The sequence below is a fragment of the Nocardia thraciensis genome, assembly GCF_054782435.1.
This window is the reverse complement of record NZ_BAAGSM010000008.1, coordinates 77795-90775: the sequence shown is the minus strand read 5'-3', so window position 1 is coordinate 90775 and position 12981 is coordinate 77795. Positions and strand designations below refer to the sequence as shown.

Annotated in this window: 12 protein-coding genes; 8 read left to right on the top strand and 4 right to left on the bottom strand. The window is 69.1% G+C overall.

What is annotated here, in order from left to right:
* Nucleotides 1-216 precede the first annotated feature (216 nt).
* The 3 genes from ACYVLQ_RS02395 to ACYVLQ_RS02385 form a co-directional block, all read right to left on the bottom strand.
* The gene (locus tag ACYVLQ_RS02395) at nt 217-705 is read right to left on the bottom strand and encodes a hypothetical protein (protein WP_460695688.1); all 489 of its coding nucleotides are present in this window, start codon (nt 703-705) and stop codon (nt 217-219) included.
* Between the two features lie 574 nt (nt 706-1279).
* Complete coding sequence (locus ACYVLQ_RS02390) at nt 1280-1804, bottom strand: RICIN domain-containing protein (RefSeq protein WP_460695687.1); 525 nt, start codon at nt 1802-1804, stop codon at nt 1280-1282.
* Between the two features lie 304 nt (nt 1805-2108).
* Nucleotides 2109-2522 (bottom strand): MerR family transcriptional regulator, encoded by a 414-nt coding sequence (locus ACYVLQ_RS02385; RefSeq protein WP_460695686.1) that lies wholly within the window; start codon nt 2520-2522, stop codon nt 2109-2111.
* A gap of 72 nt (nt 2523-2594) precedes the next feature.
* Here ACYVLQ_RS02385 and ACYVLQ_RS02380 point away from each other — a divergent pair, with 72 nt between their 5' ends.
* The 7 genes from ACYVLQ_RS02380 to recN all read left to right on the top strand — a co-directional run bounded on the left by ACYVLQ_RS02380 (nt 2595) and on the right by recN (nt 11156).
* Nucleotides 2595-5186, top strand: coding sequence for a PEP/pyruvate-binding domain-containing protein (locus ACYVLQ_RS02380; protein ID WP_460695685.1), 2592 nt, complete (start codon nt 2595-2597; stop codon nt 5184-5186).
* Nucleotides 5183-5905 (top strand): tyrosine-protein phosphatase, encoded by a 723-nt coding sequence (locus tag ACYVLQ_RS02375; RefSeq protein ID WP_460695684.1) that lies wholly within the window; start codon nt 5183-5185, stop codon nt 5903-5905. Before ACYVLQ_RS02380 ends, ACYVLQ_RS02375 begins: the two co-directional genes overlap by 4 nt.
* A gap of 344 nt (nt 5906-6249) precedes the next feature.
* On the top strand, nt 6250-7173 hold the full coding sequence (locus ACYVLQ_RS02370) for a pentapeptide repeat-containing protein (protein WP_460695683.1): 924 nt from the start codon (nt 6250-6252) through the stop codon (nt 7171-7173).
* A gap of 129 nt (nt 7174-7302) precedes the next feature.
* On the top strand, nt 7303-7602 hold the full coding sequence (locus tag ACYVLQ_RS02365) for a hypothetical protein (RefSeq protein ID WP_460695682.1): 300 nt from the start codon (nt 7303-7305) through the stop codon (nt 7600-7602).
* A 1-nt stretch (nt 7603) separates the two neighbouring features.
* Entirely contained in the window at nt 7604-8449 is an 846-nt protein-coding gene (locus ACYVLQ_RS02360; protein ID WP_460695681.1) for a TlyA family RNA methyltransferase, read from the top strand.
* Nucleotides 8446-9381 (top strand): NAD kinase, encoded by a 936-nt coding sequence (locus ACYVLQ_RS02355; RefSeq protein WP_460695680.1) that lies wholly within the window; start codon nt 8446-8448, stop codon nt 9379-9381. Before ACYVLQ_RS02360 ends, ACYVLQ_RS02355 begins: the two co-directional genes overlap by 4 nt.
* Complete coding sequence (gene recN, locus ACYVLQ_RS02350) at nt 9375-11156, top strand: DNA repair protein RecN (RefSeq protein ID WP_460695679.1); 1782 nt, start codon at nt 9375-9377, stop codon at nt 11154-11156. The genes ACYVLQ_RS02355 and recN overlap by 7 nt, the downstream gene beginning before the upstream one ends.
* 1 nt (nt 11157) lies before the next feature.
* On the opposite strand, the gene ACYVLQ_RS02345 is transcribed toward recN, so the two are convergent.
* Nucleotides 11158-11580: an SRPBCC family protein gene (locus ACYVLQ_RS02345; RefSeq protein WP_460695678.1), complete on the bottom strand. Its 423-nt coding sequence runs from the start codon at nt 11578-11580 to the stop codon at nt 11158-11160.
* 180 nt (nt 11581-11760) lie between these two features.
* On the opposite strand from ACYVLQ_RS02345, the gene steA reads away from it, so the two are divergent.
* Nucleotides 11761-12975, top strand: coding sequence for a putative cytokinetic ring protein SteA (gene steA / locus ACYVLQ_RS02340; protein WP_460695677.1), 1215 nt, complete (start codon nt 11761-11763; stop codon nt 12973-12975).
* The last annotated feature ends 6 nt before the right edge of the window (nt 12976-12981 follow it).

Genomic DNA, 12981 nt, shown 5'->3' with positions numbered 1-12981 from the left:
TTGCGGGAGTACGCGATGCCGCTGAAAGCCGTGGGCCTACGCCGGGTTCCGGCGCAGGACCGGAGCAGGATGACCCGTGAGCAACAAGGTCTGTGGCCGCCGCCGTCGTTCAGGCCATCGCCTCACTGGGCTGTGGGATGCGGCGGGCATGCCCTGATCGGCGAGCCCGAGGATGCGCCTGTCGAGCAGCATCAGCGGCTGGATCAGCAGATCACGCTACAGTCGGTCACGGAGTTCGGAGAGCAGGTCCGAAGCACGCGACCCGGCGCCGCCGAACCGCACAGTGAGCTTCTGCGGAACGCCCGCCACCTCGAGGCTTGCCTCCCCGTGCAGCATGACCTGGTCGCCGGAGGCGGTCCCGTCGATCGCGCTGATACCGATCGATCTCACATCCGCGATGCGGCGGCGCCAGCTGCCGAACGCGGAGGGCGGACGATGACCGATATTGCCCTCGCGGCTTCCGGTCCAGTTGGGCTCGCCATAGGTAGCCGACACATGGATCAGCCCGGCAGGGACGAGCCACAGCCCGAACCAGTTGGTTTCGCGTCCCTCGGTCGTGTATCGGACATAGCTCGCCTCGATATCCTGCCCGCCCGCCAGCGCCGCGAGGGCGTGCACGACATCGGACGGGGCCTTGCTGACGTAAGGTTCGGCGGTTTTGGCGAGGTCGGCGAACCGCTGGTAGCTGTCGGAGCTGACTTCCACTCCTCAAAAATACCGGTTGGGTCAGTCCTCGGTCTCCATGTATGGGTCCAATCGGGCGAGGATGGCCCGCCGGAACAGCAGGTGGCTCAGCCGCTGCCGACAGGTGTGTGGTTCAGCAAGCGGTGTTGCTCGGGGCGGGATTGAGGCACGTGGAAAAGGTGCTGTAGGAGCCGAGCGCCTCGAACAGACCGGCCACGCCGGTGCTGTGCACCGGTCGCGAGGACGGTGCCGAGGCGGTGTCGGCTGACTCGAGGGGTAAGCCGGAGGCCGCAGCCGGCCCGGCGCCGATCATTGATCCGGCCACGATCGCCCCGGCGAGGATTCCCATACCGATGTTGCGTTGCACAGCTTGTGTCCTTTGGTCGTTCGGCGAGTTCGGCCATCGAGAAGGGAAGATGGCGCAAGCCTGCGCTGCCATGCGGCACCGCGAGGCCGAACGCAGGTTACTTGACCAGCAAAGAGGTCATATCGGTCATATTGCCGGCCATGTGGTGACGGACTGAGACCGGCAACTTTGCTTGCCCACATGCCCGGCGAGCCTGGTGATTGCGAATCAGGTGTTCTGCCGGGAGGGTCACCGGCGGCGCGCGATCGGCTCGAGGATCCAGCGTGCTGCCGGTTGGTCGCCGATCTGCGCAAGCGCCGCAGCGGGTTCCGAGGCGCCGAACCGGTCCGCGTACAACGCGGTGCGGGGATCGGAGGCCAGTGTGATGCGGTAGTTGCGGCCGGTTTCGGTGACATTCCAGGTCTCGGAGTCTCCCACCCCGCAGGTGTTCTGTTCGACCCCGACGATGCCGGAGCGGGGCTGGGACGGGTTGAGGCACAAGCGACTTGCCATGTTGCGCATCTGGAACACCGGCTCCCCGGCGCGGTAGTCGATGGCCACGAATTCCCACTGGTGGACGTCGACGGTGTCGTCCCGTCCACCGACGGGCCGCGATACTCCGTCCGCGTGCGGGAGCACCACGGAGTTGGGGCGGGGCTCCCAGTACACGCGGTATCGGCCCGGTGGAATCGACGCCGCGGACGCGGATGCGGACACGGTGAGCACCGAGGTGATCACGCCCGCCGCTGCTGCAAGGAGAATCCGGGCGACCAAGCGCACATCCTTTCGCGGATAGAATAGTGGCGGTGCTGCACAACGACTTTCGAGAGGCGTCGGTCGGCCCTGTACCCCGAGCGATTTGGAACTGTAGCGGTACTCCGCGTGCTCGATGTCCCTGAACCATCGCGACCGCGCGTGGGATGTCCTCTGGTGATTGCTGGCAATGCCTGCCGAAGTCGCTGTGCGGCACCGTCCGTCGCCAGGGGCATGTAACGGAGTGCGCACAGGACACCGCCGGTCAACCACATCGCCTCGATCGCGTGGCTGGACATCCCCGCGGTCGGACCACAATCGCGCATCAGGACGGGGTCGGCGATGTCGCCGTAGGGGGCAATTTCACCGTGGACCGGAATTCCGGGCACCGTTCGGGTGCGTTGTCCTGCGGGCATTCGAGCAGGTGGGTGAGGTAGGTGCGGGCGGTTGTCAGCCTGTCGATCTGATCGTTGACCGCGTCGATGCGTGTGGCCACCGTGTCTCGCCAGTCGTGGGTCGCGGTGCGGCCGCCGAGGATCGTCGCGATCTCGTCGAGGCTGAGCTGTCCGGTGTCGCGCCAGAGCCGAATGAGGGCGATTCGATACAGCTGGTCGCGGTCGTAGTAGCGCCAACCGGCCCGGCGGTGCGGCGTGATCAGGCCGCGGCGCTCCCAGTAGTGCAGTGTCGAAATGGGCAGGTCGAACTGGGTGGCGACCTCTCTGATCGAGGTGTGCTCCATGACGCTATTGAACTCAACCCGGGTTGAGGAGGCAAGCTTCGGCTCACCGAATATCTACGGGAGGTTGTGGACGTGACGATCGACGGCGCTGGCCGGAGTGCTCCCCTCGTTCTCGAGCTGGCCGAGGGGTGCGAACAGGAGTTGGCCGGTGGGAAGGCGGCGAATCTCGCCGCGCTGATGTCCGCGGGATTTCCGGTGCCGGACGGGTTCTGCGTGACGACGGCCGCCTACCGGCAAGTCGTGACGGCCGACAGTGCGCTCGACGAGATCGCCGAGACCTCCGATGCCGTCCGGCTGGGTGAACTGGCAAGGAAGTTGCGGGAACATGTTGTCCGGACGCCGCTGCCCGCCCAACTGGAGGCCGCTGTCATCCGAGCGTATGAGCGACTGTCCGGCGGGGAACCGATCGCGGTCGCCGTGCGATCGTCGTCGACGGCCGAGGATCTCCCGGACGCCAGTTTCGCCGGTCAGTACGACACCTTCTTGAACGTGCGAGGCGCCGCGGATGTGGTGGCGGCGGTACGCCGGTGCTGGGCGTCGCTGTGGTCGGAGCGCGCGACCCGCTACCGTGCGGCTCACGACATCGATCGCCACCACCCTGCCATCGCGGTGGTGGTGCAGCGCATGGTGGACGCGGAGAACGCCGGTGTGCTGTATACGGCCAACCCCGTCACCGGCGGGCGCGGTGAGGTGCTCATCGAAGCTACGGCGGGTCTGGGGGAAGCGGTCGTTTCCGGAACTGTCACGCCGGATCATTACCGACTCACCGCTGCCGGCGACCTGCTCGACGCCTCGGACGACGGGTGTCTGCCTGCCTCGCGGTTGTCCGATCTGGTTGCGCTGGGCGGGAAGTTGGAGAAGCACTTCGGCGCACCCCAGGACGCCGAGTGGGCGTTCGACGGCATCGGCGAGCTGTGGCTGACGCAGTCGCGGCCGATCACCACGTTGTTCCCGGTGCCGGAGTCCGGCGGTGCCGCGCGGGCGTACTGGTCGGTGAACGTCTATCAGGGCATGAGTCAGCCGTTCACGCCCATGGGGGCGTGCATGATTCGGGAGCGGCAGCGCGGCATGCAGACATATATGCAGGCCATCGGCTTCTCGCCGGAGATCATCGACGTGCACGGTTGGCTCTACTGGGATATCACCGACGGGGTACGCAGCCCGGCGAAGCGGCCGAAGATGGCGGCGTTCATGAACAGTCTCGCCGCGCCGACCGGCCGGATCGTCGAACAGTTGGGGAGTGACTCTCGTTTTCCGGCCGTGCCGTCGGACTCCGGCGCGGAATCACCACCGAAGCCTCGCAGGCGTCGCTGGATACCGATGATCGCGGCATGGATCTGGCCCGAGACAGCTCGTCACCGGGTTGTCCGCGATGCCGAACGACGCCTCGCCGGGTTCGTCGGTCCCGGTGCCGAAGCCAGTCCGGGGCAACGGCTTTCGTTCGTGGAGTCGCTTCAGCGCACCGTATGTCAGATCGAGGCCGAGCTGCCGCGCGACGCCAATACCGCGGGCGCCGTCGGTGCGCAGCTGGCCTCCGATCTCCTGCGGGGGTACGCCGACGAGGCGGAGGTCACCGCGGTGTTTCGCGGTGTCCCGCACAACCCCACCACCGAGATGGACCTCGTGCTGTGGCGGCTCGCCGCGCTCATCCGCCGCGACGCTGCGGCCGGTCGCCTGCTGAGGCGGACCGCGCCGGACGAACTGGCCGCCGAGTACCTGGCTGGCGGACTGCCCGAGGTCGTGCAGGGCGGCGTCGCCGAATTCCTGCGCGAGTACGGTTGCCGGGCCACCTCCGAGATCGACTTCGGTGTGCCGCGCTGGTCCGATGATCCCGAACCGATCTTCACCATGCTGGCCAACTTCCTCCATGCGGACGATGCGGAGCACGACGCCGAAGTGCGGTTCGCCGCCGCGGCCGCGGCCGCCGAGGCGCAGATCGACGAACTTGTCGGCCGGATACCGGCCGTTCGCGCGCCGCGCGCGTGGGCGGCCGAATTCTTGCTCCGCCGCTCTCGTGCGCTGCGCGGATTGCGTGAGTTCCCGAAGCTCTGCCTCATGCGCGGCTTCGCTCTGTTGCGGACCCAGCTGCTGCTGGTCGGCGCCGACATGGTCGCGGCCGGGAAGCTCGAGCATGCGGACGATGTCATGTTCCTCGATCTCGCTGAGGTGCGGGAAGCTCTGAACGGCAAGGACTTCCGTGCGCTGGTGGTCGAGCGCCGCGCTGTCTACGACCGTGAGTCGCGGCGGCCGCGGGTGCCCGCGATCCTGTTGTCCGACGGCACCACCCCCGAACTCGAGGCCGAGAACGGCGCTCCCACCGGCGATCTCATCGGCCTGGCGGCAGCGGCCGGTGTCGCGACCGGGCGGGTCCGCGTCGTCGACGATCCCGCCGGCGCCGAGGTGGCGCCCGGTGAAATCCTGGTCGCCGCGACCACGGACCCTGGCTGGACACCACTGTTCCTGACCACGGCGGCCCTCGTCACCGAGACCGGCGGGATGATCTCCCACGGCACCACCATTGCCCGCGAGTACGGAATCCCGGCCGTCGTCGGGGTTCCCGATGCCACCCGACAGCTCCGCACCGGGCAACTGATCACTGTGGACGGCACCGCCGGGACCATCACCATCGTCGAGGACGCGCCACCGGAGGGACCCGGACAGTGACCACATCCGCGTCACCGCTCGACGGTGCGTTCAACTTCCGCGACGTCGGCGGTGCCACGATCCGCCGACGCAGACTGTTTCGCAGCGATACCCTGCAGTTCCTGACCGCGGGGGACAAGCGACTGCTGACCGACCGGTTCGGTATCCGCTGCGTCCTCGACCTGCGCTCTACCGCCGAAACCAGCGCCGAAAGTAAGGTCGGGTTGCCCGACGACGCGCGGTATGCGCACATTCCGCTCGGCACCGCGCAGAGCGGACGATCGCATCGGCTCGAGGAGATCTACATCGACTACCTCGAGCACGACGTCAATCTGCCCGCCGCCATCGAGGTGCTGTCGGTTCTCCTGCCGCGACCGACCATCGTGCACTGCGCCTCCGGCAAGGACCGGACCGGAATCGTGACCGCGCTGGCCCTGGGACTGGCCGGGGCGCCGCGCGAGCTGATCGTCGAGGACTACCTCCGCAGCGCGGACAACATGCCATATGTCGTCGAACGATTCCGTCACCTCGACCTGCCCTCCGCGCTGTTCCAGTGCACCGAATCCGCCATCGGAGCACTCCTCGACGCCGTCGAGGACACCTACGGTGACTTCACCGGCTGGGCCGAACACTCCGGCATCTCGGGCGAGACCATCCTCCGGCTACGCCGATCGCTGACGTTCGGCCTGCCCCGCTGTCGGTTCACCGTGACCCGGTTGCCCGGTGGACGGCTCTCATGAACGACGCACGACAACATGTGGTGTCGACCCGGCTCCGTGAAAACCAACCAGTCGTCATCACACGAATAGCCAGGGGCACAGTAGGTTCCGGCTGGTAGCCTGGTCGAGGGTGTCCTGGCCGGTGGGAATGGGGGTTCAGAGGTGGCGGCCGACGGTTCGAATCAGCGGCGTCGGCCCCTGGCGCGGCAACCACGGCTGCGAGCACCCGCGAGACGGCCGAGTGCGAGAAGGGTGGTGCCGCGCCGGCGGCCCGCCGCCGTTCGTCGGCGCGGTGTCGCGGGCCGGTTCCCGGGACGGTTGACACTCCGCCGCCGCCGGTGTGGTGGCGCCGCGTCGGTGGGCTGGTGCGGCGGGGCTGGGTGGCGATGTTCAGCCCGGGGTGGTTCGGTCGGCTCATCCCGTTGATCACCGCGCTGACGGCGGTCGCCGCGGTGGTCTATTCCGGGAAGGCGTTGCAGGCCACGGAGTCCAGTGGGCAGCGGCAGCACAGCTTGGCCGAGCGCGGCCAGGTGGCCGACCGTTTCAACAAGGCGGTCGAGCACCTGGGTGTCGCGAACAGTCTCGATGTTCGGCTCGGAGGTATCTACTCGCTCGAGCAGGTAGCGCGGGACTCTCCGCCCGAACAACCTACGGTGATCGATGTGCTGGCGGCCTTTGTGCGGTCCCACGCCCGCATCCCCGATGACGGCCAGTGCGGTCCCGCGAACGCACCCATCGACATCCAGGCCGCGGTCACCGTGATCGGACGGCGAGCACTCGACCGGGGACCGCAGCGGCCGATCGACCTGTCCCGCGTCTGTCTCATCGGTATCGACTTTCGTGGATTGCGCTTCCCCGGGGCGGTCATGACCGATTCGATACTGCGGGACTCGATCCTCGCCGATGTCGACCTGAGCCGGGCCGATCTGGCGCACGCGGATCTGAGCAGCAATGGCGGGCTGTTCGTGCGCTTGTTCGTCGCACCGTCGATGTCCGGCGGTCACGGCGCCAATCTGGCGGGGGCGGACCTGTCCACAGCGAAGTTGACGGCCACGCCGCTGGCGGGCGCCGATTTGCGTGGTGCTTCTCTGTCCGGGGCGGATCTCGGTTGGGCGAGCCTTTCGGATGCGAAATTGTCGGCGGCCGTTCTGAGCGGTGCGACGCTCGACAAGGCCCACCTCGACGGCGCGGACCTCACCGACACCACGTACGACGACCGAACAGTTTGGCCGGCCGGCTTCTTGCCACCGGCAGCCGCCAGGAAATGTCCCGTGATGCAAGCGTGTTGAGCCGCCTGAACTCGTGCGCGTCGCCGGTGATCGGATCATGCCGCGCGGTGGCGGCCGGCGGTGGAGTTCTCCCCGACACCCCGTCAGTACGTGTGTTCGAATGTGAACTCCGGTAGCGTTGTCCGCACGATGAGTACGCCTACGCCCCGCCCACACGCACCCGGATCGAACGGGCCCCACCCCGGCATCCCGATGCCCGGCCAGCACCTGGCGGGCGCGAATCCGGCGGAGTTCGCCGACCCGGAGCAGGTGCGCGCGGAGATCGACGCGCTGCTGTCGGAACTGTCTGCGGGAGGGCGTCGTTCGGACCTCGAGGACGCCGCGCCCGGCGACGCGCAGGCCGGGACCGACATCACCCGCCGCGCCCGCATCCTGGAGCAGGCGCACGAGGTGCTGGTCCAGGCCCTGGCGACGGTGGACAAGATCTGAGTTGGCCAGGCGCGCGCGGGTGGACGCCGAACTGGTTCGCCGCGGATTGGCGCGGTCGCGGGAGCACGCGGTCGAGCTGATCGGCGCGGGCCGCGTCCTGATCAACGGTACGGTCGCGTCGAAACCGGCGACGGCCGTGGAACTCGGCACTCCGCTGCTGGTGCGCGACCAGCCCGACGAGGTGCAGTGGGCCTCGCGCGGCGCGCACAAGCTGCTGGGTGCGCTGGCGGCGTTCGAACCCCACGGTGTCACGATCGCCGGGAAACGCTGCCTCGATGCCGGGGCCTCGACCGGTGGCTTCACCGATGTGCTGCTGTCGCGGGGCGCCCGCGAGGTGGTGGCGGCCGATGTCGGCTACGGCCAGCTGGTGTGGCGGCTGCGCGGCGACGAGCGGGTGCGCGTGCACGACCGTACCAACGTCCGGGCGTTGACCCCCGAGGCGATCGGCGGAACCGTCGAGTTGGTGGTCGCCGATCTGTCGTTCATCTCCCTCGGCCTGGTACTGCCCGCGCTGGCGCGGTGCTGCGCGCCGGGCGCCGATCTGCTACCGATGGTGAAACCGCAGTTCGAGGTCGGCAAGCAGCGAGTAGGCTCCGGCGGCGTGGTGCGGGATCCGGCATTGCGGGCCGAGGCGGTACGCGAGGTGGCGGGCGCGGCGGCAGCGCGGGGGTTGCGGCCCCGGGGCGTGGTGGCCAGCCCGCTGCCCGGGCCGTCCGGGAATGTCGAATACTTCCTGTGGTTACGCAAGGAGGCGCCCGGCGCCGCGGACGCCGTCGGGACCGATGATGCCGGCGCGAGTGAGATCGCGGCGCTGGTGCAGCGGGCGGTCGAGGAGGGACCACAGTGAAACGGGAGATCCTGCTCGTCGCGCACCCCGGCCGCCCGGAGCTGACCGAGACCGCGCACCGGGTGGCGAAGATCTTCGAGGATGCCGGGATCGGCCTGCGCGTGCTGGCGGACGAGGCCTACAGCACCCGGCTGGACTGCGACGAGACCGGCGCGCCGGACGGTTATCCGGTGCAGGCGGTCGAGCACGGACCCGACGCCGCTGTCGGCTGCGAGATGGTGCTGGCGCTCGGCGGCGACGGCACGTTCCTGCGCGCCGCCGACATGGCTCGCTCGGCGCGGGTGCCGGTGCTGGGAATCAACCTGGGCCGCATCGGCTTCCTCACCGAGGCGGAGGCCGAGCATCTCGACGAGGCGCTGGGCCAGGTGGTGCACGGCGACTACCGCATCGAACAGCGGATGACGATTGATGTCAGTGTCCGCGTCGATGATGTAGTGGTGGAACGCGGATGGGCCCTCAACGAGGCCAGCATCGAGAACGCCGCCCGGATGGGCGTGCTGGAGGTGGTGCTGGAGGTCGACGGCCGCCCCGTCTCCCAATTCGGCTGCGACGGAGTGCTGATCGCGACCCCGACCGGATCCACCGCGTACGCCTTCTCGGCGGGCGGTCCGGTGGTGTGGCCGGAACTGGAGGCGCTGCTGGTGATCCCGAGCAACGCCCACGCCCTGTTCGCGCGCCCGCTGGTGACCAGCCCGGATTCCCGGATCGCGGTGGAAACCGTTGCGACGGGCCATGATGCGATAATTTTCCTGGACGGCCGCCGCACGCTCGCGCTGCCCAGGGGCGCCCGGTTCGAGGCGGTCCGCGGGACCGAGCCGGTGCGCTGGGTGCGGCTGGATTCCGCGCCGTTCGCGGATCGGATGGTGCGCAAATTCCAACTGCCCGTGACAGGCTGGCGAGGTCGTCCGCCGAACGGAGAGCGCCAGTGCTGACAGAGATCAGGATCGACGGCCTGGGGGTCATATCCACCGCCACGGCCCACTTCCACGAGGGGCTGACCTGCCTGACCGGCGAGACCGGCGCCGGGAAGACCATGGTGGTCACGAGCCTGCATCTGCTCGGCGGCGCCCGGGCCGACGCGGGGCGCGTGCGCCAGGGCGCCGCCCGCGCCGTGGTGGAGGGCCGCTTCACGGTCGAGGACGTACACGACGGCGCCCGCGACGAGGTCGCGAAGGTGCTGGAATCGGCTGGGGCGCAGCGCGATGACGACGGCAGCGTCATCGCCGTGCGCACCGTCGGCAGCGACGGGCGCTCGCGCGCGCACCTGGGCGGGCGCGCCGTCCCGGCGGCGGTGCTGGGTGATTTCACCGCGCCGCTGCTGACCGTGCACGGCCAGAACGATCAGCTGCGGCTGCGACGTCCCGAGCAGCAGCTGCGGGCGCTCGACCAGTTCGCGGGTGGCCCGATCGACGGCCTGCTGCGCAAGTATCAGCTGGCGCGCCGCACCTGGCTGCAGGCGCGCGAGGAGCTGATGGAGCGCACGGCCCGGGGCCGCGAACTGGCGCTGGAGGCGGACCGGCTGAAATACTCGCTGGACGAGATCGACGCCATCGCACCGGAACCCGGCGAGGACGAGCGCATCGTCGCGGAGGTGCGCCGGCTGTCGGATCTGGATTCGCTGCGCGAGGCGGCGACCGCGGCGCACGACGCGCTGGCCGGTGCGGCCGACGCGTCGGGCGAGGGCGCGGGGGCGCTGGACATGCTCGGCACCGCCCGGGCCCGGCTGGATGCGGCGGAGGACCACGCGCTGGCGGATCTGTCGCCGCGGTTGGGCGAGGCGATCTCGGTGGTGGCGGACTTGACCACCGAACTCAGCACCTACCTGTCGGACCTGCCCTCCGATCCGAGCGCGCTTGATTCGCTGCTGAACCGCCAGGCCGAATTGAAAACGCTGACAAGGAAATACGCGCCCGATATCGACGGCGTGCTGGCCTGGGCCGACGACGCGCGCGGCCGCCTGGATTCGCTCGATGTCTCCGACGAGGCGCTGGCCGCCCTCCGCAAGGAGGTGGAGGCGGGCGCCGAGCAGGTGCGCGAGACGGCGAAGAAGCTGACCGCCGCGCGCACCAAGGCCGCCAAGAAGCTGGCCGCCGCGGTGAGCGCCGAACTGTCCGGCCTGGCGATGGGCCGTGCGAAGCTCGAGGTCGCGGTGCGCCCGGTGCCCGCCGCCGCCGTGGATTCGGCCCCGATCACCGTGGGCGGCAAGGAATTACACGCCGGATCCACCGGCGTGGACGAGGTGGAGTTCCGGCTCTCGGCGCATTCGGGCGCCCAGTCGCTGCCGCTGAGCAAGAGCGCCTCGGGCGGTGAGCTGTCGCGCGTGATGCTCGCGCTGGAGGTGGTGCTGGCCAGCTCCGACCACGGCACCACCATGGTCTTCGACGAGGTCGACGCCGGGGTCGGCGGCCGCGCCGCGGTCGAGATCGGTCGCCGCCTGGCCCGCCTGGCCCGCACCCACCAGGTGATCGTGGTGACCCACCTGCCGCAGGTGGCCGCCTTCGCCGACACCCATCTGGTGGTGGACAAGGTCGACGACGGCAAGGGCGTCAACAGCGGCGTCCACGCGCTGGCCACCGACGAGCGCGTCAAGGAACTGGCCCGCATGCTGGCCGGTCTCGACGACACCGAAACCGGCCGCGCCCACGCGGAAGAACTCCTGGAAACCGCCCGCTCCGAAAAGGACAGCGCCGAACCCGCCGCCAGCTGAGCTAGCTGGCCACCGCCTTCTTGGCGGCGCTGAGGAACGGGGTGATCAGGCCCTTGAGGGCGAGTTCGGTGAGCTTGGCGGGGACGGGGATCTTCGGGTCGGAGTCCATGCGGTAGGTGACCAGGGTGCCGCCGGGGGCGTCGGCGAAGGTGATGGTGCCGGTGTGGCTGCGGACCGGGGCCCCGGCAATGATCTTGTACTCCATGCGCTCACCGGGGACCAGCGCGGTGGTCTCCTCGGTGACGCCCACGCCCGCGACGCCGACCAGGTACCGCGCGCCGACCCCGGCGGGCTCGGGTGAGCCGGGCTGCTTCATGGTGAAGTTGATCGGCAGGTACTTGTTGAGGCTGTCCCGCTCCGTGAAGAGCTTGTACACCTCGTCGCGCGGCGCCGGGATGACGGTGTCGATCGTGGTGCTGGCCATGTCAATCTCCTTACGAAAGCGGTGCGTCGTGCGCCTGCGGGGCGAGCATATCGGTACCGGACATATCGGTACCGGTTCGGTAACCCGTAATGCGTCCCTGGCATCACTGTGACGAATCTGGTAGCGGAATTCGGCGCGCCTCCACCAATGGTTGAGGGTTTGCGCTCATCATCGGACCTCATGAAGATGCTGGCGCTGCTGTCGAAAAGCACCGAAACGCTGCCCGGCCTGTCCGGGATAGCCCGGGTCGACCGCAACACCCGGCGTCTGCTCGCGCGTGTCGGACCGGGCGACGTCGTGGTGCTCGACGAGCCGGATCTGGATCGGCCGACCGCCGACCGGCTTGTCGAGGCGGGCGTGGCGGCGGTGATCAACGCTTCCCCGTCCATCTCCGGGCGATATCCGAATCTGGGCCCGGAAGTGCTGGTGGCCAATGGAGTCCTGCTGCTGGACGCGGTGTCCACCGACGTGTTCACCAAGTTCAAGGACGGCGTCAAGGTCCGCATCGACGAGGGTGTCGTCTACGCCGACCGGGTCACCAAGAAGGCGCCGGAGGTGCTGGTGGAGACGATCGAACTGAGCGAGGCCGCCATCGCCGAGCGCATGATCGAGGCCCGCAACGGCCTGGCCGACCACCTGGAGGCGTTCGCGGGCAACACGATCGAGTTCATCCGCACCGAAAGCGCCCTGCTGATCGACGGCCTCGGGGTGCCGGAACTGGCCGTGTCCATGCGCAAGCGGCACGTCGTGGTGGTCGCCGACGGGCCCGACCATCGCGAGGACCTCGAGTCGCTCAAACCGTTCATCAAGGAGTACGCGCCGATCCTGGTCGGGGTCGGGCGCGGCGCGGATGCGCTGATACGCGGCGGATATCGGCCCGATCTGATCGTCGGCGACCCGGAGGAGATCACCGCGACCGCGCTGAAGTGCGGCGCCGAGGTGATCTTGCCCGCCGATACCGACGGCCACGCCAAGGGCCTGGAGCGCATTCAGGACCTCGGCATCGGCGCCACCACGTTCCCGTCGTCCGGATCGGCGACGGATCTGGCGCTGCTGCTGGCCGACCACCACGGGGCCGCGCTGATCGTCACGTGCGGCGCCGCCGCCTCGCTCGACGACTTCTTCGATCGCAGCAGGCGCGAATCGAATCCGGCGACCTTCCTCACCCGGCTCAAGACCGGTTCGAAGCTGATGGACGCGAAAGCCGTCGCCACGCTGTACCGGCAGCGCACCGCCGGCTGGGCGGCCGCACTGGTGGTGCTGGCCGCGCTCGGGGCGCTCATCGTGGCGTTGCTCGCCTCGCAGCACATGGGTGGTGAGGTGCTGGACTGGGTGCGCGACACCTGGCAGCACGCCGAGTCCTGGGGCCGGGGCTTACTCGATCGGAAACAATAAGGGGGA

What these genes read in the sequence shown, in the direction of transcription:
- steA (WP_460695677.1), top strand. Translation starts at nt 11,761, where the DNA reads ATGAAGATGCTGGCGCTGCTGTCGAAAAGCACCGAAACGCTGCCCGGC.
- ACYVLQ_RS02345 (WP_460695678.1), bottom strand. Translation starts at nt 11,580, where the DNA reads ATGGCCAGCACCACGATCGACACCGTCATCCCGGCGCCGCGCGACGAG.
- ACYVLQ_RS02385 (WP_460695686.1), bottom strand. Translation starts at nt 2,522, where the DNA reads ATGGAGCACACCTCGATCAGAGAGGTCGCCACCCAGTTCGACCTGCCC.
- ACYVLQ_RS02365 (WP_460695682.1), top strand. Translation starts at nt 7,303, where the DNA reads ATGAGTACGCCTACGCCCCGCCCACACGCACCCGGATCGAACGGGCCC.